The following is a 23502-nucleotide window of genomic DNA, read 5'->3' as shown; positions in this document are numbered from 1 at the left end:
GGCCGTCCGCACTCGATCTGGACCGACGTTTACGCGAGTGCGACGAGTTCTTCCGCTACCCCGAACTCGGGCACCTGCCGGTGCAGCGTCGCCTCGGCGCGCTCGCCGAATTGCGCGATACCGGCACCTATCGCCAGACCGCCGAGGAGATTCTGATCGGCGCGAAACTGGCGTGGCGCAACCATGCTCGCTGCGTCGGCCGCAAACATTGGCGATCGCTGAAGCTGCTCGACGCCCGCCGAGTTACTTCTGCGCGGGAACTTTCCGAGGTGTGCTGGCAGCATCTGCGCCTGGCCACCAACGGCGGCGCGATTCAGTCGATGATCACGGTCGGCCCGGCGCGCGGACCCGGTGGCGGCGAGTACCGGATCGAGAGTTCGCAGCTGATCCGCTACGCCGGCTACCGCAACGGCGACGGCACCGTCACCGGCGATCCGGCCAATATCGCGGCCACCGAGCAGGCGCTGGAGCTGGGCTGGCGCGGGGCGCGAACACCGTTCGACGTGCTCCCGGTGCTGATCAGCACGCCCACCGAGGACGTGCAGTTCTTCGACGTGCCGCGCGAGCTGGTCCGCGAGGTCGACCTGATCCATCCCGACTACCCGTGGTTCGCCGCGCTCGGCCTGAAATGGCATGCGCTGCCCGCTGTTTCGAACATGGATCTGGACGTGGGCGGGGTTTGCTACCCCTTCGCGCCCTTCAACGGCTGGTACGTCGGCACCGAGATCGGCGCGCGCAATCTCAGCGACACCGATCGCTACAACATGCTGCCGCTGATCGCCGACATGATGGGACTCGACACGTCATCGGTGCGGACACTGTGGCGGGACAAGGCCCTGATCGAGCTCAATCACGCTGTGCTACACAGCTTTCGAACGGCGGGTGTGCACATGGTCGACCATCACACCGTGGCCAAGCAGTTCTGCGATCACGTCCAGCGCGAGGAGGCCGCCGGACGGGCCTGCCCGACCGATTGGAGCTGGGTCAATCCACCCATCTCGTCCGGGCTGACACCGACCTTCCACCGCTACTACGATGCGCCCGACCTGGATATTCGACCCAATTTCGTCCGTCGCGACTGATCGACGGCGGGCTGTTTGACTTGTTTCGGACCGGGTATTTGCTGTCATGTAGCTACGCCGGGCTGTGCCGGGCGCTACGGACCGACGACTGATCACCCAACAACCCAGCGGAGCCGACGACGGGCCGCACATCTCGCTCGATCGGCCTCCGCACCAGGTAGGAGGGAATCATCATGACCAAATCAACCCTGGAATCGCTGATCGGCGCCACCGCCTATGACGAGCGCGGCGACAAGATCGGCAAGATCAAGCAGATCTACCTCGACAACCAGACCGGTTCGCCGACCTGGGCCGCCGTGTCGACCGGCTTCTTCAGCCACGACTCGCTGGTTCCGCTGGCCGGCGCCCAGCAACAGGCCGGCGACGACTCGTTGCAACTGCACGTGGACAAGGAACTGGTGAAGACGGCGCCGTACCACGACGGCTCCCGGATCAGCGCGGAATCCGAGCAGGAACTGTTCCGGCACTATCACGTCGATCCCCGGTCGCCCGGCTGGAATGCCCAGGGGCGCCCGAACATTCGACCCGGAACCGACACTCCGATGACGCCGGGCTACGCCGCCCCGCAGGCGGCACCCGCGCGCCATAGCGACGACTCGATGGTGCGCTCGGAGGAGCAGTTGCGCGTCGACACCGAGAGCGAGGAAGTCGGCACCGCACGGCTGCACAAGTCCGTGGTCAGCGAGGAGCAGACGATCAAGGTGCCCGTGACGCACGAGGAAGTGCACGTCGAACGCGAGCCGATCACCGACCGCAGCGGGCGCACGACCATCGGCGAGGAGGACCGCGAGGTCACCCTGCACGCCGACCAGGTGCACGTCCAGAAGGAAACCGTCCCGGTGGAACGGGTCCGGCTGGCGGTCGATGAGGTCGCCGACGAGAAGACAGTCTCCGAGACCGTCCGCAAGGAACGCGTGGAAACCGAGGGCGTCGACGACCGCCGCCCCAAGGCGCCATAACCGCGCGCGACATTCGATCAGTCGAACCAGCCGCCCACCAGCCCGGTGGGCGGCTGGAGGTCCGACGGGTTACGCACGCCCATCGGCGAGCGTAGGGTTCTCGATACGGGCCGAATCGCCCTGGTCCGGCTCGTTTCGACGAGCGAGGGAGCCCCCGATGAGCACCGCATCCAGTTCGGGATTCGATGCCGACGCACTGCGCCGTGGCATCGAAAGCCGCGATGCCGCAACACTGCTGTCGCTCTACAACGACGATGCCGAGATACGCATGGTCGATCACCGCGACCAACCGAGTCATCCCCGGGTGATGCACGGCCGCTCGGCGATCAGTGCCATGTTCGACGATGTCTGCGCCAGGGAGATGACCCACTCCCTCGACAGTGTCCTGATCGACGGCGACCACATCGCCTTCGTGGAATCCTGCCGCTACCCCGACGGCACCCGGGTCCTTTCCCACTCGATGGCCGATCTGCGCGACGGCCGCATCGTCGACCAGACGTCGATCCAGGCGTGGGACGAAGGGTAGTCAGGCGAAGTCGGCGACGTGGTCGGCGGCCCATCGGCGATAGTCGCGGGCCGGTGACCCGGTGACCTCGTGCACTGTCGAGGTCACGGTGCCGGGTGCGTCGACGAGGCCGGCCAACCCGCTCAGCACCACCCGGGCCATGTCGGGTGGGAGCCAATCCATGTGCTCCACAGCGGCTTCGGGGCTGATCTCCGCCCAGACCAGGCGGCGCCCGAGCGCGGCGCCGATGGCTTCGACCTGTTCGACGCGGCTCAGCGGCGCGGGCCCGGTGAGGATATAACGCGCCCCCGCGTGCCCGTCGGTGGTCAGCGCGCGCACGGCGACCGCGGCGATATCCGCCTCGTGCAGCAGGGCCATCGAGGCGGATCCGTACGCGCCGCGCACCACGTCGCCTGCGCGGATCTGCGGTGCCCATTCGACCGTGTTCGTGGCGAAACCACCGGGTCGGAGGAAGGTCCATTCCAGCGCGGACTCGGTGATCGGCTGTTCGATGACGGCATGTGCCCGGCCGATCGGGTGGTCTTGTTCGCCCAGGTCATCGCGGACCGCGGCGGACGAGAGCAGGACGATCCGGTGCGCGTGTTCGGCGACGCGGGCAACGACCGACTCCGCGATCTGCGCCGACAGCATCGGCCAGGTCAGATAGACCGCGTCGACACCGTCCAGTGCCCGCTCCAATGTCTCGGGGACGGTCAGATCTCCCTGCACCACTTCGACATCCGGCGGTAGCGATGCCGCCCGCGGATCGCGAGCCAACGCCCGCACCTGCCTACCGCCCGCCGCGAGCTGCGTCACGACCTGACCACCGACATGACCGGTCGCCCCGATCACCAGAACCCTGCTGATATCCACCATGGGCCAACCGTACGAAGGGGACTTACTTCTAGAAAGGCCATACCGATCGGTAAGCTCATGGCATGGCGGTAGGAGTCCCGGACAGCGCCCGGCCGACACCCGAGGTACGTGACGTATTCGACAAGAACTGCCCGGCCCACACGATTCTCGGCAAGGTCACCAGCCGCTGGGGCGTGCTGATCCTGGCCGCGCTCCTCGACGGCCCGATGCGATACCACGTCCTGCGCGACCGAATCGGCAGCATCAGCGAGAAGATGCTGTCGCAGAACCTGCGCACCTTCACCGAATACGGCCTGGCCGAGCGCACCGTCGAACCCACTGTGCCGCCACAGGTTTCCTACGCACTGACGCCGACGGGGCACGAGGCGGCCGAAGTACTGCACGGCCTCTTGGAGTGGGTGAACACCCGAGCCGAGGAGATCGAGACCTTCCGAACCCGGCCACGGGGTATGCCCGCCGACTGACCAGCGGGCCCTTTGCGGAGACGGAGGGATTTGAACCCCCGATGGTTACCCATGCTCGCTTGCAAGTCGACTGGTGGCCGTCCTTCCGGCGTCTACTGACGTCCGTACCCCTACAGATGCTTCCGTGGGGTTTCGTCGTGTCCGGGGTCGTATGCGCGAGTTGTGACAACTGCGTGACACCCCCGGCCTCGGAAGCCAGTCACTGCCGCGATGTGGGAACAGCATCTAGCCGCGCTGGACACGGTCAACGACGCCGAGGGTCAATAGCCGGCGGATTGGTGTCAAATTCGGTGATCTTGACCAGGTCAGGGGCCCGCCGATACCCTCACGAGTGATGGGCTTCACACAACATGTGCACCACTACTAGTGGCAGGAGCTGCTGATATGTCGAGTGGCAACGAGTGGGACCCGAACAGCAGAAAGTTCCAGATCACCCCTCCTAGTGATGACTTCAACGACCTGGATTACCACGAGGTCGAGGACGACAACAACGAGCCTGATCTCGCTATCGAGGAGGAGTTGAAGCGCGGGCGGTCTTGATCAGGTAGCCGCTGATCGACTGAACTGACAAGCACGGCCCCGCCATCCTTCGGTTGCAGGCGGGGCCGTTGTCGTGCAGGACACTCACACGCCGGCGCAGGGCGGCTTCGTTCAGCAATTCATCGGGCGCGGTTTTGCCGCGCCTTGGGTCGTGTAGTCACTCGTGACTGTCACCAATGACCCGCATCGTGTTTCGCCGCGCCGTCGCCGGTTGCCTGCCACTCCTCGCTGACGAGATGGAGACGAATGTCGCGCCAACCGACGTTGAGCCTGATCCAGACGCGGTGGCGGTCCCATAGCAGGGCTCCGGCCTCGCCCGGTTCGCGTCGGGTCGGCGCGCCCAGAGCGTCGGTCAAACGATCACCGAACTCTGCGCTTCCGGAACCCGACTTCTGCTGATCGCGATTGGATACGTAGCGCCATTTGATGGACCCGGTGTCGACCATCCGGCGGCATCGCAGAACCGCTGCAGATCCTTGTCGATGTACCAGGTCCAATCGAATCCGGCTGCCAGCGTTGCGATTCGAACTCGGCCACGCCGCAAGTCGACCGGCTGACCTGCTGGTCCTTTGCGGAGACGGAGGGATTTGAACCCCCGATGGTGTTACCCATGCTCGCTTTCAAGGCGAGTGCATTCGGCCGCTCTGCCACGTCTCCCTAGGAGGAGATCGTAACCGATCCGGTCGGCGCGCCTCTCCTGGATTCTGATCAGGCCTCGGATCGGGGGGCGGATCCTCGTGCGCGCCGGATCGCGGCGACATGGCCGGTCGGTTCTGGTGGCGGGCGGCGTGCGGGTGCAGGATTGGCCCCATGGATGCGATTGCGCTGAACGGGTTCGGTGGGCCGGAGGTCATGGAGTGGACCGTGGCGGTCGATCCGGAGCCGGGGCCGGGTGAGGTGTTGGTGGAAGTTGTTGCGGCGGGGGTCAATCGGGCTGATGTGATGCAGCGGATGGGGTTCTATCCGCCGCCTGCCGATGCCAGTTCGATTCTCGGGTTGGAGTGTTCGGGGACGATTGTGCAGTTGGGGGCGGGGGTGACGGACTGGCAGGTCGGCGATCGAGTGTGCGCGCTGCTGGCCGGGGGTGGGTACGCGCAGTTGGTGGCGGTGCCTGCCACGCAGCTGTTGCCGATTCCGGCGGGGATGGACGATGTCGCCGCCGCGGGGTTGCCGGAGGTCGCGGCCACGGTGTGGTCGAACCTGGTGATGACGGCGGGTTTGCGGTCGGGACAGCTGGTGTTGATTCATGGTGGGGGCGGTGGGATCGGGACGCACGCGATCCAGGTGGCACGGGCGCTCGGGGCGCGCGTGGCGGTGACGGCCGGGTCGGACGAGAAGCTGGCCAAGTGCGCCGAGCTGGGGGCGGAGATTCTGATCAACTACCGGACCGAGGACTTCGTCGCGGTGGTCGCGGACCAGGGTGGAGCCGACGTGATTCTCGACAATATGGGCGCGAAGTACCTGGAACGGAATGTGGAAGGGCTCGCACCGTTCGGGCAGCTGGTGGTGATCGGGATGCAAGGCGGTGTCAGCGGGACACTGAATATCGCTGCGCTGCTGCGTAAATGGGGCACAGTCCAGGCGACCAACGTGCGCAGCCGACCACGGTCGGGGACGGGGAGCAAGGCCGAGATCATCGCGGCGGTCCGCGCACACCTGTGGCCGCGGATAGTCGCGGGCGAGATCGTGCCGGTGATCTCCGCGGAGTTGCCGATCACCGAGGCGGCCCGCGCGCACGAGATGCTCGACGAATCGCAGACCTTCGGCAAGGTGATCCTGCGGGTCCGGGAGTAGAGCAGGCGCGGTTTACTCCAGGGCGCTGAGGGCGCGGCCGAGCTGGTCGATCTCGTAGCGGGTCGTATAGGGCGCCAGACCGATCGTGACGGCCCCACCCTCGTCGTTCACACCGAGCGCGTCGAGCAGTCGGCTACCACCGTGCACCCCGCTGACCGTGCCGATCCTGGCATCGGCCAGCTTGGCCGCCACCTTCTCCGCCTGCATCCCGGCCATCGTGAAACTGACCGTGGGGATGCGGGTGGAGGCGCGGCCGATCACGGTGAGGTTGTCGACCTTCTCCAGCACCTGCATGAGGTGATCGAAGAGCTGGTCGTGGTAGTCCTGCAGCGAGGTGATCGACATCTCGAGCCGCTCGCGGCGGGTGCCGGTGGCGCGTTCGTCGAGGCCGGCGAGGAAGTCGATGGATTCGGTGAGCCCGGCCAGCAGCGCGTACTGATGCCCGCCCACTTCGAGGCGTTCAGCACCCTTGGCATAGGGGTTCAACGACATCGACGGGATGCGGTCGAGGAACGCGGGGTCGCGGAAGACGAGCGCGCCCACCTGCGGGCCACCCCACGACGGTGCGCTCAGCGCGACCACGTCGGCGTTGAGTTCGTCGATGTCGATCAGCGCGTACGGTGCCGCGCCGAACGCGTCGGCCACCAGCAGTCCACCCACGTCGTGCACACGATCGGCGGCCACCCGGACGCCGGGCGCCGACCCCACGATCGGGGATGCCGCGGTGAGCGCGACCAGGCGCGCGGTAGGGCCGATCAGCTCCTCGAACTGCCATGACGGCATCTCGCAGGTCTCGATCTCCACCTCGGCCCAGCGCACGTGCGCGCCGTAGCGGTTGGCGATGCGTAGCCACGGGGCGACGTTGGCCTCGTCGTCAAGGCGGGAGAGCACGATGCCGGTACCGAGACCGAGGCGTGAGCTCAGCGATTCGGCCAACCAGGCCAGCAGCACCGCGCGATCGGGCCCGAGCACGACGCCGGCCGGATCTCCGCCGACCAGATCGGCGACCGCTTCCCTGGCGGCATCGAGGATCGCGCCGCTGCGCGATGCCGCACCGTGGCGGCCGATATGGGAGAACGAGGAGGTACGGAAACCCGTTGAGACGGCGCGCGATACCGAATCGGGAACCAGCATCCCCGCCTGCGGGTCCAGATGGATCCAGCCGTCGCCCAGGGACGGTATCAGGCCCCGAACCCTCGCGACGTCATAAGTCATGGTGGCCACTTTAAGGGCAGGGGGCCTGTCGGTGTAACCGCGTGGGGGTTTTAGCGCGAAGCCGACACACACGCAATGATGGGGACATGACGCACTCGGAGGATGTCCCCGAATCCATCGTCGTGATCGGTCCCGACGGCCGTCCACTGACCGTGCCCGCCGACGCCGTAACCGGTCAGGTCGTGCCCGACGATGAGAAGCAGGCGAGCGAGTCAGGCGAGTCGCTGACCGACATGGTCGAGCAGCCTGCCAAGGTGATGCGGATCGGCACCATGATCAAGCAGCTGCTCGAAGAGGTGCGCGCCGCTCCCCTCGACGATGCCAGCCGCTCGCGGCTCAAGGAGATCCACAAGTCCTCGGTCCGCGAGCTCGAACAGGGCCTTGCGCCGGAACTGCGCGAGGAACTCGAACGCCTCACCCTGCCCTTCACCGACGACTCGGTGCCCTCGGACGCGGAACTGCGCATCGCCCAGGCTCAGCTCGTCGGCTGGTTGGAGGGCCTGTTCCACGGTATCCAGACCGCGCTGTTCGCCCAGCAGATGGCCGCGCGCGCCCAGCTCGAGCAGATGCGCCAGGGTGCGCTCCCGCCCGGGATCCATGCCGCCGAGACGAAGGCCGGTGGGCATGTGGGCGGCGGTCAGTACCTCTGAGGGCCGTTCGGACTGGCGTGATCGCGCAATCGGCCCGCTGCCAGTCAGTTTTCTGACTGCGCGGGCTCGAATCGCACGCTTACGCCGGTGTCGCGCCGCTCGAACACCCGGCGCCTGCCGGGAGACGACACTGTAAGGTCGGGGACCGTGCCCAGCGCTGCCGCCCGTCCCGACTCTGAACTGAGTGACGCGCGTACTGAAGAGAGCCCCGTGCAATCCGAAGACACTCCTACCGACGCCGAACTGGCCGAAGTCGCCGAGGCCGAGGACACCACCGACGCGCCTCTGCTCGTGAAGACACCGATGGTGTCGGATTCGCAGACGTTCGGGCGGGCGTTCAAGGACATGCGCGACGGCCTGCACCAGCGCGAGCTATGGCTATCGCTGGGCTGGCAGGACATCAAGCAGCGCTACCGCCGGTCGGTGCTCGGTCCGTTCTGGATCACCATCGCGACCGGTTTGCAGGCGCTGGCGATGGGGCTGCTGTATTCGACGCTGCTCGACCAGCCGATCAGTGAATACCTGCCGTATGTGACCGTCGGTTTGATCGTGTGGAACGTCATCCAAGCCTCGATTCTCGAGGGCTCCGATGTGTTCATCGCGAACGAGGGACTGATCAAGCAGTTGCCCTCGGCGCTGAGCGTGCACGTGTATCGCCTGGTCTGGCGTCAGTTCTTGTTCTTCATCCACAATGCCGCGATCTACGCGGTGCTGGTGGTGGCGTTCTCGATCTGGCGTGATCTGAACTTCTCGATTCTGCTGGTGATACCCGCGATTCTGCTGCTGTTCCTCAATGCCATGTGGGTGACCATCGTCTTCGGCATCTTCGCCACCCGCTACCGCGACATCGCCCCGATCCTCGGCTCGATGACGCTGATGCTGTTCGTCCTGACCCCGGTGATGTGGTCGACGAAGGCGCTGGAGAACTCGGTCGGCGGCGCAGGCGATCGGGCCAAGCTGCTCGAGATCATCCCCACCTACCACTACCTGGAGATCGTGCGCGCTCCGCTGCTCGGTGAACCCTCGGAATGGCATCACTGGGCGGTCGTCGTCGCGATCACCGTGGTCGGATGGGCCGTGGCGATCCTGGCGCTCAAGCAGTACCGTGCCCGCGTCCCGTACTGGGTTTAGGAGCAGTTCTCGATGAGCCGTGTGAGTATCGAAACCCATGAGGCATGGGTCGAGTTCCCCATCTTCGACGCCAAATCGCGGTCGCTGAAGAAGGCGTTCCTCGGCAAGGCGGGCGGCGCGATCGGGCGTAACAGCTCCGACGTGGTGGTGGTCGAGGCGCTGCGCGACATCAACCTGTCGCTCAAGGAAGGCGACCGGGTGGGCCTGGTCGGCCACAACGGCGCGGGTAAGTCGACGTTGCTGCGCCTGCTCTCGGGCATCTACGAACCCTCGCGCGGCAGTGCCCGCATCCGCGGCCGGGTGGCACCGGTGTTCGACCTCGGCGTCGGCATGGATCCGGAGATCTCCGGTTACGAGAACATCATCATCCGCGGCCTGTTCCTCGGACAGACCCGCAAGCAGATGATGGCCAAGATCGACGAGATCGCCGACTTCACCGAGCTCGGCGAATACCTGTCGATGCCGCTGCGCACCTATTCCACCGGCATGCGGGTGCGGCTGGCGATGGGCGTGGTCACCTCGATCGACCCCGAGATCCTGCTGCTCGACGAGGGCATCGGCGCGGTCGACGCGGAGTTCATGAAGAAGGCGCGCACGCGGCTGCAGTCGCTGGTGGCGCGCTCGGGCATCCTGGTGTTCGCCAGTCACTCCAACGAATTCCTCGCCCAGCTCTGCGATACCGCAATGTGGATCGACCACGGTCAGATCCGCGAACAAGGCGGAATCGAGGACGTTGTGCGAGCGTATGAAGGGCCCGAGGCGGGTAATCACGTGGCACAGGTGCTGCGTGAGCTGGAAACCGAGGGCGCCGACGGCGCGACGGGCGAGAAGAAGCTGGAGCAGAACAACGCATGAGCGGTCAACGGCCGGAGGCGGCAGCGCAGCGTTACCACGTAGGCCGTCCGAGCATGCGCGGTGTGGCAGCATGAGCGGTCAACGTGACGAGGCTGCCCCGGCTGCCGTGCCGGGTGGGTTCAGCATGACCGACCGCCTCGAGGCGACCACCCCCGCGCGCGTCGAACCCGCCGCCGTGCTGCCCGTGGCAGGCGCGGTGACCGGCCGCTCCGCGTCCGAAGGCGCTGCGGATTCGACGGTGCCCGGTGACGTAGATGTCGTTGCGCTGCCCGATGACGCGGAACTGCCCGCGGGCGCCGAACCTGCCGACATCACGACCGAGACCGGCCCGACCGCGCGGATCATCGCGGTGGTCGTCACGCACAAGCGCCGTGAGCTGCTCGCCGAGTCGCTGAAAGTACTTGCCTCGCAGACGCGTCCGGTCGACCATCTGATCGTCGTCGACAACGCCAACGAGGACGCGGTGGCCGAGCTGGTCGCCCAGCAGCCGATCGAGGCCACTTACCTGGGCTCGCGTCACAATCTCGGCGGCGCGGGCGGTTTCGCGCTCGGCATGTTGCACGCGCTCACCCAGGGTGCCGATTGGGTGTGGCTGGCCGATGACGACGGCCGCCCCGACGGGCCCGAAGTGCTCGCGACACTGATCGATTGCGCGCGCAGGCACAACCTGGTCGAGGTATCGCCGGTGGTCTGCGATATCGACGAACCGGATCGCCTCGCCTTCCCGCTGCGCCGTGGTGTGGTGTGGCGGCGGCTGCGGTCGGAACTCGGTGACGAGGACTTCCTGCCCGGTATCGCGTCGCTGTTCAACGGTGCGCTGATCTCGGCGAAGGCCGTCGATCTGATCGGCGTGCCCGACCTGCGACTGTTCGTGCGTGGCGACGAGGTGGAGGTGCATCGCCGCCTGGTCCGCTCCGGCCTGCCGTTCGGTACCTGCCTGCAGACCGCGTACCTGCATCCCAACGGCGCCGAGGAATTCAAGCCGATCCTGGGCGGGCGGATGCACACCCAGTACCCGGACGACCCGGTGAAGCGCTACTTCACCTACCGCAACCGCGGCTACCTGATGTCGCAGCCCGGTATGCGGAAGCTGTTGCCGCAGGAGTGGATTCGCTTCTCCTGGTTCTTCCTGGTGACCCGCCGCGACCCGGCCGGGCTCAAGGAATGGTTCCGGCTGCGCTCCCTGGGCCGCAACGAGCACTTCGGCAAACCGGACTAGCCCCCGAAAATAGGGGGTAGTTCCCTCTGGCAGCAATCGGCCGTTCGGTCTTACGATGCGAAACGTGACCTTCGCAAAGAGTTTCGCATCCGCCGCGGCGACCGTGCTCGCCGGCGCCGCGCTCTGTCTCGCCGCACCCGGCACCGCCACGGCGGACGACACCTGCCAGCTCGGCTGGTCCAACGTGGGCCCGCGCTCCTGCGTGATGAACGAAGTCAGGACCGCGCCGGTGGCGACGCTGGGCAACGGCGTCTGCGTCGGCATCCTGAACGTGGCGGGCACCGCGTTCGACGGACCGCTCAATTCCCCGAGCGTCGCGCCCGGCGCCACCCACAGCATCGCCCTGCGCGTCTCGCAGGGCTTCTCCCCCCTCGGCAACTGGGCACCCACCGTGCTGGCGTGCGATGTGAACGTTGTCGTCGACTGGAAGAACCTGGACAGCGGCGCCACCGGGTCGGTGACCCGCTTCATCCCGGCCACCAGCACCAGCACCTACCCGGTCCAGGACATGATCGCCAACACCGGCCCCGGGCGGGTCCAGGTCACGGTCCGCACGGATCGTCCCAACATCCCCCAGTCCACCGAGGTCTTCGTGCCGTAGTCGCCACCTCGCACCGAGCGCCGCGCTCTCATCGGCGCGGCATACGCGAAACCCGCAGGCCCACGACGGCGCGAATTCGACTGTGGGATGACAGGTCGAGTGGCGTGCGGAAAATAGGTTGCCGGGTGCTGCCTGGGTGGGGCAGAGTTGGTGTTCGAACGTTGGAGAGGAGGTGGATGTCCGTGAGTACACACGTGTGGATTGCCGTGGCCGGGCGGCGCGATTGTGCGTCTGCCCAGGTTGCTCCGGACATCACCTCTACTCGCTGAACCCGTCGTTCGGGTTCGGCACCCGACGAAGGATTCCCCATCATGGTCGACTACGACCTGCTCGTCCCTTACGGCTGGACCGAAGCCGTAGCTGCTGAATATCTGCCGCTCCTCGGCGATCTCACGCCTGCTCGCATCGTTCGAATGGATCGCAGCGAATGCGATGTGGTCACGCCGCGTGGCCCTGCCAGAGCCGCCTGCCCGCGCGACATCACCGGACTGTGTACCGGCGACTGGGTCGGGCTCGATGCCGAAGGCACTGTGCGGCAACTGCTCCCACGACGCTCGGCGATCATGCGATCGTCGGTATCCGGGCGCTCGGTGGCCCAGGTGCTGGCCACCAATGTGGATACCGTGCTCATCTGCAGTGCCGCCGACGGCGACGTGGATCTGGGGCGGATCGAGCGAATGCTCGCGCTGGCTTGGGAGAGCAATGCCCAGCCGGTGGTCGTGCTCACCAAAGCCGATGCGGCGGACTATCTTCCGCTCGACGAGGTCCGTGCCGTCGCACCCGGTGCGACGGTGGTGGCGGTGAGCGCTGCCGCCGGTGTCGGTCTGGATGTCCTCACCGCCGTCCTCAGCGGCACCGTGGCTTTGATCGGCCCCTCCGGTGCGGGGAAGTCCACCCTGGCCAACGCACTGCTCGGCGCGGAAGTGTTCGCCACCAACGCGGTTCGCGCGGTGGACGGCAAGGGACGGCACACCACCGTGCATCGCGAACTGCGCCCGCTCCCCGGCGGCGGCACCCTCATCGACACCCCCGGCCTGCGCGGCATCGGCCTCTACGACGCCGCCGACGGCATCGGCAAGACCTTCAGCGACATCGAATCCCTCGCCGCTGATTGCCGTTTCGCCGACTGCGCGCACGAGTCCGAACCCGGCTGCGCGGTCCGGTCCGCCCTGGCCGACGGCACCATCACCGAACGCAGGCTGACCAGCTACCGCAAGCTGGCCAGAGAGAACGAGTGGATGGCTGCCCGCACCGACAAGCGCCTGGCCGCCGAACGCGAACGTGTCTGGCGCGACATCACGAAACAACACCGCAAGCAGTACCGCGAACGCGGCCGCCGCTGATCCCGGACAACCGCCCTGGCTGAGCCGATGGCCAATCGCCGCGTCGGAGAGGTCCGGCGCGGCGATCGGCGTGGGGATCAGCTGGGGTCGATGCCGTAGAGGCGGGCCCAGTTCTCGCGGCTGGTGAGTTCGGGGACCGCGGCGCGGTACTCGGCCTGCAGCGCGGGCAGTTCCTTGCGGAGCTTGCGCAGGGTGCGGTAGGCGCGGATCAGCAGGGCGCGGGCGCGGGCCTTGTCCCGGCGACGCACACGTACGCCGGACTGGGAGGCATCGGTGACCACCACATGGTCGAACAGGCCGACGTGCCACCAGTGGGCGTCTTCGCGGGTGACGCCGATGAGGCCGGGCTGGGTGCGGCCGGTCCACTGAGTGATCGCGCGCTTGATCAGGACCAGGGTGACGCGGCTCGGCTCGCCGCTGGCCCGGCGCACCGAGATGTCGGCGGAGTTGACCGGCGGGGTGGCCGCGGGGTGCTTGATGGTTTCGGGGTAGTCGTTGCGCGACGAGCGGGCGGCGGCGAGGGCGTCGATACCGCCGTCGCGCAACGCCTTCGGGCCCTTCATGAAGTCCTCGATGCCCTGCAGCGTGGTGTGCACGAGGCCGTACTGCATGCCGACGAGGTGCTCGGCGATGTAGCGGAAGAACTCGCGCGTGATCGCCTTGCCGTCGAGATCGGTGTGCAGGGCGCCGACGATGAGCGAGTTACGGGTGGAGAAGTAGCGCGCCCAGTCGTCGTAGTCCTTCCAGTAGAAGTCGGCATGCCACACGGCCGCGTTGGGGAGCGTGACGGTGACGAAACCGTGCTCGCGCGCGCGGATGCCGTACTCGACATCGTCCCACTGGAAGAAGATCGGGACCGGAAGGCCGATCTTCTTCACGACCTCCGCCGGGATCAGGCAGGTCCACCAGGCGTTGTAGCCGGCGTCGACCCGGCGCTCCTGGTTCTTCTTGAGCATGGAGGTGTTGCGCAGCGCCTTGGGCACCTTCTGGCCGTGCTTGAGCTCGTGCAGGTGCACCTCCTCCGCACCGACATTGAGGAAGTCGGGGTTGAGCAGGAACAGCATCTGCGCGCCGACCAGGGTCGGTTCGACCGTGAGGTTGGCGAAGGCCTGCAGGCGCAGGACGGTCTCGGGCTCGCAGAGGATGTCATCGTCCATCAGGATGACGTCGGCGTGCTCGTTGGCCGCCGACACCTCGTACAGGCCACGCGTGAAGCCGCCGGCGCCACCGAGGTTGGGCTGGCGGATGTAGCGCAGCTTGTCGCCGAAATCGGGCCGGACCTGCTGGAACAGCGGCCGGTCCTCGACCAGGTCGGTGCCCTGGTCGACCACGTACACCGCGTCGATCGCGGCCAGCACGGTCGCGTCCGAGGCCAGCGCGGCGACGGTGTGCGCGCAGTCCTCGGCCCGGTTGAAGGTGCAGATCGCGATCGCGACCGGGCGCACCGTCTCCGGCGCGGCGGCCGTCCACGCCAGCTCGGTGATCTCGAGTTCGCCCCCGACGGCATCGAACTCGAGCCACAGCGCGCCACCGTCGACGTACTGATCCAGCGGCGCGCTCAGCGAGACACGCCCGCTGCTCGTGGCCACCAGCGACGCGATGATCCGGCGATGCCCGGCGATATCGGACGCGACCAGGCGCACGTTCGCCTTGCCGCCGATCGTCAGCAGTGCGCCGACCGATACCTCGGTGACGGTCGTCCAGCGCTGCCAGTAGCTGGCGGCGAGGCGGCCGAAGTAGGTGTTGGTGTGCGCGGTCGCGCCCTTGGGCAGGCGCAGCGAGTGCCGCTCACGGACCGCGGCACCCCCCTTGACGACCGCGTAGAGGTCATCGCTCACCCGCGCCGACGGCCCGGTGAAGATGCCTCGTGCCAGCACGAGCCGCTCGGGCGCTGAGTGTTCACCCCGCAGCGATGCGGGCGCGGCCTCGCGCCGATCGTTCGATTCGGTCACGGCTTTGGTAGCCGACTGCTCCATGAAGTCCTCGAAATTCTCGGTATCGACTGCGCCGGCGCAGACAGGCACGTAAAGAAAGGCGCGGCGGGCGGGGCGAGGATATCAATCGCGCGGCACCCTCGCGTCGTCAGTGAGGTGATGCCGCACCCCGCGCGTGTTGCTCATCGCTTGCCGATGAGCCGGTGAAAACGAATTTTCCGTAGGCCCAATAGCGGAATACGACCGCCATGGTCTGGCCGATAACGGTGGCGGCGATGTTGTCGGCCAGCGGCGATGACAGATCCAGCACATAGCGGGAAAAGCCGAGGCAGCCGAGTTGCAGGAGGATCGCCACCACATTGACGATCGCGTACAAAAGGTATTCCCGGCCCGGGCTGTCGGATTTCTTGTGGGCGTAGGTCCACCACTTGTTTCCGAAGTAGGTGACCACCGTCGCCACCACGATCGCGATGATCTTGGCGAGCAACGGAGAGTGATAGAGCACACCTTCGGAGAAGCCGATGCCGCCGCCCCAGAACACCAGCAGGTTGTAGGTCCCGGCATCGACGAGAAAACCGATCGCGCCGACCACGAGGAACGCCGCACCTTGCCGCAAGCCCGCCGCTACCCTGGACACGAAGGGAACAGCAGGCGGTTCAGCTGATTGCGACACGCCCTGACGGTAGCCAACCACCACCCCGACCCCTAGGGAGGGTCGGCCACGCAGTGGCCGGTCCGCGGCCGGGTCGCCGGTTAGCCGCCGTTGCGTAGGCGACGAAGGAGCAAGCAACGGTGGCTAACCGGCGGCCCCTCAGGGCCGCAGACACCCGGGCGCCAGCCCGGCAACAATCCTGTAGCCTCCCGGTGTCCCACTTGCTGCCTAACACCGAGGATTGACCCAGGTGGACTCCACCGAGCTTCGCATTGCCGCCGTGGTCCCCTGCCACAATGAAGAGGCCGCGGTCGCCAAGGTCGTCGCCGACCTCAAGGCCGCCGTGCCGGGGATCGTCGTCTACGTCTACGACAACCTGAGCACCGACCGCACCGCCGAACGCGCCCGCGAGGCCGGGGCGATCGTGCGCTACGAGAACACCAAGGGCAAGGGCAACGTGGTGCGCCGCGCCTTCGCCGATATCGACGCCGACGTCTATCTGATGATCGACGGCGACGACACCTACGAGGCGTCGGCCGCCCCGCTGATGATCAAGACGCTGCTCGAGGGCCCCTACGACCACATTCTCGGCGTGCGCAAGCAGGACGACGCCGACGCCAGCGCCTACCGCAGCGGCCACGAGACCGGCAACAAGGTGCTCAACGGCGTGGTCGGCAAGGTGTTCGGCGAGAACGTCGAAGACATGCTGAGCGGCTTCCGGGTGTTCTCGCGCCGGTTCGTGAAGAGCTTCCCGGCCGTGTCGCGCGAATTCGAGATCGAGACCGAGCTGACCGTGCATTCGCTGCACCTGCGCGTGCCGCAGACCTCGGTGTCGGTCGGTTTCCGTGACCGCCCCGCGGGCAGCGAGTCCAAGCTGCGCACCTACCGCGACGGCACCAAGATCCTCGCGCTGATCCTCGGCCTGGCCCGCCACGAACGCCCCGTCGCGTTCTACGGCCTGTTCGGCACCATCGCCTGGCTGGTCTCGGTCATCCTGACCGTGCCGATCGTGATCGATTTCTACAACACCCACCAGGTGGCGCGGTTCCCGACGCTGTTCCTGGCCTTCACGCTGCTGCTGCTCGGCAGCCTGGCCTGGACCGCGGGCCTGATCCTGGACGGCATCCGCCGCTCGCGCCACGAGACGGCACGGCTTGTCTACCTGCGTTATGCGGCCGCCGGGGTGAGCGAGGACGTCGCGGCCGGAGAGCGTCGGTGACCACTTCCGTCGAGCCCGAGAAGACTGTCGAGATCGAGAAGACCCCCGCGCGCAAGAACCCGGTTCGTGGGCTGACCCAGCGTTTCGGTGCGGCGACGGTGGCTTTCGCGCTGGTCGCGACCGTGTTCGGTGCCGTGTTCGCGGTGCTCACGCCTGCTTTCTGGGGTCATGACGAGATCACCCAGTTCGGCCGCGCCTACCAGGTCGCGCACGGTGGCGTGTTCCCGCAGCGCATCGTCGACGATCGCGGGGTGGCCTACGGCGGGCAGATCCCGGTCAGTGTCGACGCGCTGATGGGCTACGCGTTCAAGGACTACAACGACAACCCCGAAGAGCCCGACGCGATGGTGGCCGACCCCGGCGCCTACGACCGGCTCGGCGCGGCCGAGATCTCCTCGGCGACGCGGCAGATGTGGTTCACCAACACCGCCGCGTACTCGCCGGTGCCGTATGTGCCAGCGGCCATCGGCATCCGGCTGGGTGAAGCGCTCGGACTCAATGTGGGCGGCATGTATCTGCTGACCCGTTTCGCCGGGCTGGTCGCCTATCTGGCGGTCGTCGGATTCGGGCTCTACGCGCTGCGCGAGCGGCGTTCGCAGTGGCTGGTGTTCACCGTCGCGGTGCTGCCGATCGCGCTGTTCCAGGCGGGCACCGTCACCGCGGACACGCTCACCAACGCGCTCGCCATCATGGTGTCGGCGCTGCTGCTGAAGGCGCTGTTCGTCGGTGATCGATTGCATCGCATGGAAACCGCCGCGCTGCTCGCCGCGACGATCGCGCTGCCGCTGAGTAAACCGACCTATGTACTGCTGGCGATGCTCGTTGTGGTTGTCCCCGCCGACCGGCTCGGATTCACCGGGAAACTGAAATTCGTCCCGTGGGCATTCGCGGTGACGGGCGGTGCGCTTTTCCTCGCCTGGACGAAGATCGCCGCACCCACCGGCGACGGCATGGGTCTGATGCGCCCGCCGCACCAGTGGGGTCAGGTGCGTCCCGGCGATCAGCTGAAGGGAATCCTCACCGACCCGGTGCAATTCGTGCACACCTTCGGCGAGAGTATCGCGCTGCGCGACCATCGCTGGTTCAACCAGTTCTTCGGTGAACTCGGATTCGCGTATGTGGATGTGCCCGCGATTTCGATGCTGGCGTGCCTGCTCGCCTTCGCGGTGAGTTTCGGCATCATCGATCGAATGAGTACTGCCACAGCCACTTTCCGTCGCACGCTGATCGTGGCGCTCACGGTGCTCGCGAGTGTGGCGATGATCTATGTGACGCTGTACATGTCGTTCACGCCGGTCGATTTCTATCTCATCGACGGTGTGCAGGGCCGGTATTTCGTGCCGCTGGCAATCATGGGGCTGGCCGTGCTGGCTCGCGTGGTGCCGCTGCGACTCACGAATTCCGCGGGCGTGATTCCGACCCGTGGCACCGCGATCACCGTGGCCTGTGCGTCGACTTTCGCGCTTGTCGCTACTGCCGCAACGTATTACACCGTCGTCTGGGGATAATTCCCCAGACGACGGTGGGGATTACAGCGTCTTTTCACCCGCGGCCGCGTAGGCGCGTTCGGTATCGGCCTTTTTCGGCCGCCACCAATCCTCGTTGTCGCGGTACCAGGCGACGGTGTCGGCCAGGCCGGCGCGGAAGTCGGCGTAGCGCGGCGACCAGCCCAGCTCCTCGCGCAGCAGGCTCGCGTCGATGGCGTAGCGCTGGTCGTGGCCGGGGCGGTCGGTCACATGATCGAAGTCCGTCGGCTCGCGATCGAAGGCTCGCAGAATGAGCCGGACCACGCTGAGGTTGTCGAGTTCGCCCTGCGCGCCGATGAGATAGGTCTGGCCGGTGCGGCCGCGCTCGAGGATGTCCCAGACCGCGCGGTTGTGGTCCTCGACGTGGATCCAGTCGCGCACCTGATGACCGGCGCCGTACAGGCGCGGGCGCACACCGTCGATCAGATTGGTGATCTGGCGGGGGATGAACTTCTCCACGTGCTGGTACGGGCCGTAATTGTTGGAGCAGTTCGACAGGGTCGCGCGGACACCGAACGACCTGGTCCAGGCGCGAACCAGCATGTCGCTACCCGCTTTGGTCGCCGAATAGGGGCTCGACGGGTTGTAGGCGGTGGACTCGGTGAAACCCGGCTCGTCCGGGGTGAGATCGCCGTACACCTCGTCGGTGGAGACGTGGTGGTAGCGCACATCGTGGCGGCGTACCGCCTGCAGCAGCGAGTAGGTGCCGACGATATTGGTCTGCACGAACGGCCACGGCTCGGCCAGGGAGTTGTCGTTGTGGGATTCGGCCGCGAAATGCACGACGGCGTCCACGCCGCTGACCAGATTGTCGACCAGATCGAGATCGGCGATATCGCCGTGCACGAATTCGATCCGATCCGCTACCGGATCCAGCGACGCTCGGTTGCCCGCGTAAGTGAGTGCGTCGAGCACGGTCACTTGGACATCCGGGCGCGTGGCCACGGTCTGCTGGACGAAATTTGCACCGATGAACCCGGCCCCGCCGGTTACGAGCACTCGCACTCGGTCAACGATACGGGTATTCCGGCGGCCTTCGGGACGGAAGTGTCACCGTTATGCGTTGCTGGAACGTCTCTTACCTGTGACCCGACGGCTATTTACACTGTGATCTCCGTCACGATACCCGTGCGTAGGTTAAGACTCAGGGTCTGTTTTCCTGAGAAAAACCCCGGTCAACGCTCAGGTTTCTATCAGCGCACCGGCATCGGAGTATCAATGGTGAACAAAACTTGAACTAACAGTCACAGCAGGTTCACCTCTGGTTAGCTGCGGGAGCTTTTGATCTACCAGTCCCCTCCGCACGCTCCAACTTTGAGGTTCAACAAAAATGCTGATGAGGAAATTCGCCGCCACTTCGGCGCTGCTGATCGCCGCTATGGGCGTCACCGCCGGCACCGTCAACGCTGAGGCGCCCGCTGCCGACGTGATCAACGCGACCGGTGAGGTCGTCAACGGTTCCGCCATCGTCACGACGGACGCCGGTTCGCTGGTCGAAGAAGACGGTGTCTTCAAGATCAAGGCCGCCAACGGCACCACCGTCGCCGGCGTTCCGACGACCGTGCGCATCGACGAGTTCGAGTTCCCCGTCGCGGTGAACATCGCGGGCAACACCGCCACCCTGACCCCGGAATTGGCGATCGACAAGGCGACCTACAAGCCTGTCGCGCTGCCGTACGAGGACAAGGCTCCCTGGAAGACCGAGTACGAGCGTGAGCAGGCCGCCTGGTCGCGTATGACCTCCACCATCTCGATGGGCGCCACCATCGGCACCCTCGTCGGTGGCCTCGGCGGCGCGGCTGTCGGTTGCATCGTCGGCGGCGCCACCCTCGCCGTGCCCACCGGCCTCCTCGTTCCGCTCCTCGGTGCCGTCCCCGGCTTCGTCGCCGGCTGCGTCGTCGGTGCCACCGCCTTCAGTGCTCTCGGTGCCATCGCCGCTCAGATCTTCGTGACCGCTCCGTTCGCGATCGGTGCTGCGATCCAGTACTTCACCACGATCAACCAGCCCTTCACCCCTCCGGCCAAGTAATTTCGCCGTAGGACAGAAGGAAAGCGGCCCCTGCCCGGAGAAATCCGAGCGGGGGCCGCTTCTGCGTTTCCACCACCAAGGGCCAGGGGCCTACGGCACCGCAGGCCCCCCGACCCGAGTCGGCTCGTCCGGCCGATCGCGATCAGGACCGTCCGAGCCGGTTCAGTGGTCTAGGCCGTCCGAGCACGCTGGGCCGGTTCCACCGCGCCCCGAACGAACTTCGCCACCCGCCCCAGCGCCGAACGGCTCTCCGGCATGCTCGGCAGGATGCTCATGAACGCGTGCACCTGCCCGCGCCACAGTTCGAGGGTGTTGGGCACGCCCGCGGCGGTGAGCCGGTGTGCCATCAGTTCACAGTCGTAGCGCAGCAGCTCGTCCTCGGCGGCGATGAGCAGCACCGGTGGCATCCCGGCCAGATCGGCGTTGACCGGCGACAGCGCCGGGTCGAGCGGACCCGCGTGTTCGGCGCCGAGGTGGACGACCGCCTCGAGGCCCTTCAGCGGAATGTAGGCGTCCCGGTTGACGTTGACGTACCCCTCTTTGGCCCGGTAGTCCAGATCGAGCAGCGGACTGAGGCCGACGAGTGCGGCAGGCAGCGGCAGGCCGATCTCGCGAGCGCGGATCGCGGTCGCGAAGGTCAGGAACCCACCGGCCGAGTCACCGGCGAACACGATGCGCGCCGGATCGGCACCGTGGCGCAACAGCCAGCGGTAGGCGAGCACACAGTCGTCGATCGAGGCATCGATCGAGCCGGGCAGCTGCCGATATTCGACATTGAGGACGGGCAGTCCGGTGCGCCTGGCCAGTCCGGCCACGATCGCGCGGTGCGTCTGCAACCCGCACACCGCGAATCCGCCACCGTGCATATAGAGCACCGCACCGTGGCGCAGCGCGCGTGAGCCGCCCGCGGGCCGCACCATTTCCATCTTGAAGTCCGCGAGCTGGATCTGCTCGCGCTCGATGCCGTGCGGTTCGGGCCGCAGCCGCGAGAGCAGGTCGATCGCGACGGCGCCGACCGGAATGGTGGCCCGATTGATGGGCACAGTGCGCAGCAGCGGTCCGATCAGGCCGAGGCAGGCGCCCATCAGCACGCGCGAGGAGGTGCTGGTCCGGCCGGAGTTGACGATGATGCCCGGCTCCGGCGTACTCACGGTGCCGATCGGGGCCACGGGCGCGAGCCCACCCATCACGCCGGTGATCTTTGTGGCTACCATCGCGCACCTACCTTTACAGCTGGCGCGTCGACCCCTGACCAGGCGTGAACCCCCGGAGCGGATGTCGGCGCTGACATCTAACACAGTGATGTTTCACACATCGACGCTCACATAATCAGATGAACGCCGCGTCTGTCTCAGTTATCGCCCGACACACCCGGTCACGAAACGTTCGTGACCAATTCGTCGACGTGTCGGAACCTCCCCGACTCCGGGGCGGACGGAACTGGCAGACTTGCCACCTATGCGCGGAATCATCTTGGCGGGCGGCACCGGTTCACGGTTGCACCCGATCACGCGCGGGGTGAGCAAGCAGCTCGTCCCGGTCTACGACAAACCCATGGTCTACTACCCGCTGTCCACTCTCATGCTGGCAGGGATCGACGACATTCTGGTGATCACCACGCCGGAGGACGCCGATGCGTTTTCGCGCCTGCTCGGCGACGGCAGCCAGTTCGGCGTCGCGATCAGCTATGTGGTGCAGCCCGAACCCGACGGTCTCGCGAGCGCCTTCGTCCTCGGGGCCGCTCACATCGGCACCGAACCGGCGGCGCTGGTCCTCGGCGACAACATCTTCCACGGGCCCGGCCTCGGCGCCAGCCTGGAACGCTTCCACGACATCGACGGCGGCGCGGTGTTCGCCTACTGGGTGAAGGACCCGACCGCCTACGGCGTGGTGGAGTTCGATCAGGGCCGCGCGGTCTCCATCGAGGAGAAGCCGAAGGTCCCGCGCTCCAACTACGCCATCCCCGGCCTCTACTTCTACGACAACGACGTGGTGGAGATCGCCCGCGAGCTGAAGCCGTCGGCGCGCGGGGAGTACGAGATCACCGACATCAACCGCGCCTACCTCGAACAGGGCAGGCTCAGCGTCGACGTGCTGGCCCGCGGCACCGCCTGGCTCGACACCGGCACCTTCGACTCCCTGCTCGACGCCGCCAACTACGTGCGCACGATCGAAGAACGGCAGGGCCTCAAGATCGGCGTGCCGGAGGAAGTGGCGTGGCGGCGCGGCCTGATCTCCGACGAGCAGCTGTGCAAGCTCGCCGAACCGATGGTGCGTTCGGGCTACGGCCGCTACCTACTCGACCTGATCGACCGCGGAAAAGACTGGTAGAAGCGCATGGAGTTTCGTGAACTGGCGATCCCCGGCGCCTGGGTGGTGACGCCACGACTACTCGGCGACGACCGCGGCATGTTCTGCGAGTCGTTCAAGGCCTCGGAGTTCGAGAAGGCCACCGGGCGCCCGTTCGAACTGCACCAGGTGAACACCTCGGTCTCGGCGGCCGGGGTCCTGCGCGGGATCCACTACACCGACGATCCGCCCGGTCAGGCCAAGTATGTGACCTGTGTGCGCGGCGCGTTCCTGGACGTGGTGGTCGACCTGCGGCCCGCCTCACCGACCTTCGGGCGGTGGGACAGCGTGCTGCTCGATGACGTCACCCGCCGCTCGGTGTTCCTGTCCGAAGGCCTCGGCCACGCCATCCTCTCGCTGGAGAACCGCTCGACGGTGACCTATCTGTGCTCGCTCGAGTACTCCCCTGAATTCGACAGGGACCTGGACGCTTTCGATCCGCGCCTCGCCATCGAATGGCCGGCCGAGGGCCGCGACGGCCGCCCGCTCACCTACGTCCGCTCGGCGAAAGACGAAGCGGCACCGAAGTTCTCCGACTGATTCACGTGAAACGCCGAAC

Annotated in this window: 24 protein-coding genes and 1 tRNA gene; 17 read left to right on the top strand and 8 right to left on the bottom strand. The window is 66.6% G+C overall.

Going from position 1 to position 23502, the window contains the following annotated elements:
• The first annotated feature begins 17 nt into the window (after positions 1 to 17).
• The 3 genes from ACWZHB_RS29395 (at position 18) to ACWZHB_RS29385 (ending at position 2567) form a co-directional block, all read left to right on the top strand.
• Complete coding sequence (locus ACWZHB_RS29395) at positions 18 to 1082, top strand: nitric oxide synthase oxygenase (protein WP_427909346.1); 1065 nt, start codon at positions 18 to 20, stop codon at positions 1080 to 1082.
• Between the two features lie 173 nt (positions 1083 to 1255).
• Positions 1256 to 2041, top strand: coding sequence for a DUF2382 domain-containing protein (locus ACWZHB_RS29390; protein ID WP_427905000.1), 786 nt, complete (start codon positions 1256 to 1258; stop codon positions 2039 to 2041).
• A gap of 157 nt (positions 2042 to 2198) precedes the next feature.
• A complete protein-coding gene (locus tag ACWZHB_RS29385; protein ID WP_427904999.1) occupies positions 2199 to 2567 on the top strand; it encodes a nuclear transport factor 2 family protein in 369 nt (122 codons plus the stop codon).
• On the opposite strand, the gene ACWZHB_RS29380 is transcribed toward ACWZHB_RS29385, so the two are convergent.
• Positions 2568 to 3422 (bottom strand): NAD(P)H-binding protein, encoded by an 855-nt coding sequence (locus tag ACWZHB_RS29380; protein WP_427904998.1) that lies wholly within the window; start codon positions 3420 to 3422, stop codon positions 2568 to 2570.
• A 62-nt stretch (positions 3423 to 3484) separates the two neighbouring features.
• On the opposite strand from ACWZHB_RS29380, the gene ACWZHB_RS29375 reads away from it, so the two are divergent.
• Both ACWZHB_RS29375 and ACWZHB_RS29370 read left to right on the top strand, forming a co-directional pair.
• Positions 3485 to 3886 carry a winged helix-turn-helix transcriptional regulator gene (locus ACWZHB_RS29375; protein WP_427904997.1) on the top strand — a complete coding sequence of 134 codons (402 nt, stop codon included), beginning with the start codon at positions 3485 to 3487 and terminating at the stop codon, positions 3884 to 3886.
• Positions 3887 to 4270: 384 nt separating this feature from the next.
• Positions 4271 to 4426, top strand: a complete 156-nt coding sequence (locus ACWZHB_RS29370) for a hypothetical protein (RefSeq protein WP_427904996.1) — start codon at positions 4271 to 4273, stop codon at positions 4424 to 4426.
• A gap of 170 nt (positions 4427 to 4596) precedes the next feature.
• Here the strand turns inward: ACWZHB_RS29370 and ACWZHB_RS29365 are convergent, their stop codons facing one another.
• Both ACWZHB_RS29365 and ACWZHB_RS29360 read right to left on the bottom strand, forming a co-directional pair.
• A complete protein-coding gene (locus ACWZHB_RS29365) occupies positions 4597 to 4872 on the bottom strand; it encodes a DUF6301 family protein (protein WP_427904995.1) in 276 nt (91 codons plus the stop codon).
• A 126-nt stretch (positions 4873 to 4998) separates the two neighbouring features.
• Positions 4999 to 5083 (bottom strand) — tRNA-Ser (locus ACWZHB_RS29360).
• 153 nt (positions 5084 to 5236) lie between these two features.
• On the opposite strand from ACWZHB_RS29360, the gene ACWZHB_RS29355 reads away from it, so the two are divergent.
• Positions 5237 to 6220 (top strand): NAD(P)H-quinone oxidoreductase, encoded by a 984-nt coding sequence (locus tag ACWZHB_RS29355; RefSeq protein ID WP_427904994.1) that lies wholly within the window; start codon positions 5237 to 5239, stop codon positions 6218 to 6220.
• Positions 6221 to 6232: 12 nt separating this feature from the next.
• Here the strand turns inward: ACWZHB_RS29355 and ACWZHB_RS29350 are convergent, their stop codons facing one another.
• Positions 6233 to 7435, bottom strand: coding sequence for a cysteine desulfurase-like protein (locus tag ACWZHB_RS29350; protein ID WP_358185869.1), 1203 nt, complete (start codon positions 7433 to 7435; stop codon positions 6233 to 6235).
• Between the two features lie 86 nt (positions 7436 to 7521).
• Here ACWZHB_RS29350 and ACWZHB_RS29345 point away from each other — a divergent pair, with 86 nt between their 5' ends.
• The 6 genes from ACWZHB_RS29345 (at position 7522) to rsgA (ending at position 13234) form a co-directional block, all read left to right on the top strand.
• Positions 7522 to 8085, top strand: coding sequence for a bacterial proteasome activator family protein (locus tag ACWZHB_RS29345; RefSeq protein WP_427904993.1), 564 nt, complete (start codon positions 7522 to 7524; stop codon positions 8083 to 8085).
• Between the two features lie 303 nt (positions 8086 to 8388).
• Complete coding sequence (wzm, locus tag ACWZHB_RS29340) at positions 8389 to 9216, top strand: galactan export ABC transporter permease subunit Wzm/RfbD (protein ID WP_427909345.1); 828 nt, start codon at positions 8389 to 8391, stop codon at positions 9214 to 9216.
• A 12-nt stretch (positions 9217 to 9228) separates the two neighbouring features.
• Positions 9229 to 10071, top strand: a complete 843-nt coding sequence (gene wzt / locus ACWZHB_RS29335) for a galactan export ABC transporter ATP-binding subunit Wzt/RfbE (protein ID WP_427904992.1) — start codon at positions 9229 to 9231, stop codon at positions 10069 to 10071.
• Between the two features lie 310 nt (positions 10072 to 10381).
• The gene (gene glfT1, locus ACWZHB_RS29330) at positions 10382 to 11290 is read left to right on the top strand and encodes a galactofuranosyltransferase GlfT1 (RefSeq protein ID WP_067456035.1); all 909 of its coding nucleotides are present in this window, start codon (positions 10382 to 10384) and stop codon (positions 11288 to 11290) included.
• 64 nt (positions 11291 to 11354) lie between these two features.
• Positions 11355 to 11891 carry a hypothetical protein gene (locus ACWZHB_RS29325; RefSeq protein ID WP_427904991.1) on the top strand — a complete coding sequence of 179 codons (537 nt, stop codon included), beginning with the start codon at positions 11355 to 11357 and terminating at the stop codon, positions 11889 to 11891.
• A gap of 311 nt (positions 11892 to 12202) precedes the next feature.
• A complete protein-coding gene (rsgA, locus tag ACWZHB_RS29320; protein ID WP_427904990.1) occupies positions 12203 to 13234 on the top strand; it encodes a ribosome small subunit-dependent GTPase A in 1032 nt (343 codons plus the stop codon).
• 77 nt (positions 13235 to 13311) lie between these two features.
• Here rsgA and ACWZHB_RS29315 read toward each other — a convergent pair whose 3' ends face one another.
• Together ACWZHB_RS29315 and ACWZHB_RS29310 are read right to left on the bottom strand one after the other, a co-directional pair.
• A complete protein-coding gene (locus tag ACWZHB_RS29315; protein WP_427904989.1) occupies positions 13312 to 15210 on the bottom strand; it encodes a glycosyltransferase in 1899 nt (632 codons plus the stop codon).
• A gap of 106 nt (positions 15211 to 15316) precedes the next feature.
• Entirely contained in the window at positions 15317 to 15865 is a 549-nt protein-coding gene (locus tag ACWZHB_RS29310; RefSeq protein ID WP_427904988.1) for a GtrA family protein, read from the bottom strand.
• A 205-nt stretch (positions 15866 to 16070) separates the two neighbouring features.
• Here ACWZHB_RS29310 and ACWZHB_RS29305 point away from each other — a divergent pair, with 205 nt between their 5' ends.
• Both ACWZHB_RS29305 and ACWZHB_RS29300 read left to right on the top strand, forming a co-directional pair.
• Positions 16071 to 17039 (top strand): glycosyltransferase family 2 protein, encoded by a 969-nt coding sequence (locus tag ACWZHB_RS29305; protein WP_427904987.1) that lies wholly within the window; start codon positions 16071 to 16073, stop codon positions 17037 to 17039.
• The gene (locus ACWZHB_RS29300) at positions 17036 to 18547 is read left to right on the top strand and encodes a DUF2142 domain-containing protein (protein ID WP_427904986.1); all 1512 of its coding nucleotides are present in this window, start codon (positions 17036 to 17038) and stop codon (positions 18545 to 18547) included. Before ACWZHB_RS29305 ends, ACWZHB_RS29300 begins: the two co-directional genes overlap by 4 nt.
• Before the next feature lie 21 nt (positions 18548 to 18568).
• Here the strand turns inward: ACWZHB_RS29300 and rfbB are convergent, their stop codons facing one another.
• Positions 18569 to 19570, bottom strand: a complete 1002-nt coding sequence (gene rfbB / locus ACWZHB_RS29295) for a dTDP-glucose 4,6-dehydratase (RefSeq protein WP_427904985.1) — start codon at positions 19568 to 19570, stop codon at positions 18569 to 18571.
• A 325-nt stretch (positions 19571 to 19895) separates the two neighbouring features.
• Here rfbB and ACWZHB_RS29290 point away from each other — a divergent pair, with 325 nt between their 5' ends.
• Positions 19896 to 20594: a hypothetical protein gene (locus tag ACWZHB_RS29290; protein ID WP_427904984.1), complete on the top strand. Its 699-nt coding sequence runs from the start codon at positions 19896 to 19898 to the stop codon at positions 20592 to 20594.
• Between the two features lie 170 nt (positions 20595 to 20764).
• Here ACWZHB_RS29290 and ACWZHB_RS29285 read toward each other — a convergent pair whose 3' ends face one another.
• Positions 20765 to 21808 (bottom strand): alpha/beta hydrolase, encoded by a 1044-nt coding sequence (locus ACWZHB_RS29285; protein WP_427904983.1) that lies wholly within the window; start codon positions 21806 to 21808, stop codon positions 20765 to 20767.
• A 244-nt stretch (positions 21809 to 22052) separates the two neighbouring features.
• Here ACWZHB_RS29285 and rfbA point away from each other — a divergent pair, with 244 nt between their 5' ends.
• Positions 22053 to 22925 (top strand): glucose-1-phosphate thymidylyltransferase RfbA, encoded by an 873-nt coding sequence (gene rfbA / locus ACWZHB_RS29280; RefSeq protein WP_427904982.1) that lies wholly within the window; start codon positions 22053 to 22055, stop codon positions 22923 to 22925.
• Positions 22926 to 22931: 6 nt separating this feature from the next.
• Positions 22932 to 23483, top strand: coding sequence for a dTDP-4-dehydrorhamnose 3,5-epimerase family protein (locus ACWZHB_RS29275; RefSeq protein WP_427904981.1), 552 nt, complete (start codon positions 22932 to 22934; stop codon positions 23481 to 23483).
• Positions 23484 to 23502 lie beyond the last annotated feature (19 nt).

Source organism: Nocardia sp. FBN12, from assembly GCF_054031145.1.
This window is presented reverse-complemented; position numbering and strand designations above follow the sequence as displayed.

Coding starts and splice junctions, on each gene's coding strand:
- ACWZHB_RS29390 (WP_427905000.1), top strand. CDS start 1,256: ATGACCAAATCAACCCTGGAATCGCTGATCGGCGCCACCGCCTATGAC.
- ACWZHB_RS29385 (WP_427904999.1), top strand. CDS start 2,199: ATGAGCACCGCATCCAGTTCGGGATTCGATGCCGACGCACTGCGCCGT.
- ACWZHB_RS29380 (WP_427904998.1), bottom strand. CDS start 3,422: ATGGTGGATATCAGCAGGGTTCTGGTGATCGGGGCGACCGGTCATGTC.
- ACWZHB_RS29375 (WP_427904997.1), top strand. CDS start 3,485: ATGGCGGTAGGAGTCCCGGACAGCGCCCGGCCGACACCCGAGGTACGT.
- ACWZHB_RS29370 (WP_427904996.1), top strand. CDS start 4,271: ATGTCGAGTGGCAACGAGTGGGACCCGAACAGCAGAAAGTTCCAGATC.
- ACWZHB_RS29365 (WP_427904995.1), bottom strand. CDS start 4,872: ATGGTCGACACCGGGTCCATCAAATGGCGCTACGTATCCAATCGCGAT.
- ACWZHB_RS29355 (WP_427904994.1), top strand. CDS start 5,237: ATGGATGCGATTGCGCTGAACGGGTTCGGTGGGCCGGAGGTCATGGAG.
- ACWZHB_RS29350 (WP_358185869.1), bottom strand. CDS start 7,435: ATGACTTATGACGTCGCGAGGGTTCGGGGCCTGATACCGTCCCTGGGC.
- ACWZHB_RS29345 (WP_427904993.1), top strand. CDS start 7,522: ATGACGCACTCGGAGGATGTCCCCGAATCCATCGTCGTGATCGGTCCC.
- wzm (WP_427909345.1), top strand. CDS start 8,389: ATGGTGTCGGATTCGCAGACGTTCGGGCGGGCGTTCAAGGACATGCGC.
- wzt (WP_427904992.1), top strand. CDS start 9,229: ATGAGCCGTGTGAGTATCGAAACCCATGAGGCATGGGTCGAGTTCCCC.
- rsgA (WP_427904990.1), top strand. CDS start 12,203: ATGGTCGACTACGACCTGCTCGTCCCTTACGGCTGGACCGAAGCCGTA.
- ACWZHB_RS29315 (WP_427904989.1), bottom strand. CDS start 15,210: ATGGAGCAGTCGGCTACCAAAGCCGTGACCGAATCGAACGATCGGCGC.
- ACWZHB_RS29290 (WP_427904984.1), top strand. CDS start 19,896: ATGCTGATGAGGAAATTCGCCGCCACTTCGGCGCTGCTGATCGCCGCT.
- ACWZHB_RS29285 (WP_427904983.1), bottom strand. CDS start 21,808: ATGGTAGCCACAAAGATCACCGGCGTGATGGGTGGGCTCGCGCCCGTG.
- rfbA (WP_427904982.1), top strand. CDS start 22,053: ATGCGCGGAATCATCTTGGCGGGCGGCACCGGTTCACGGTTGCACCCG.
- ACWZHB_RS29275 (WP_427904981.1), top strand. CDS start 22,932: ATGGAGTTTCGTGAACTGGCGATCCCCGGCGCCTGGGTGGTGACGCCA.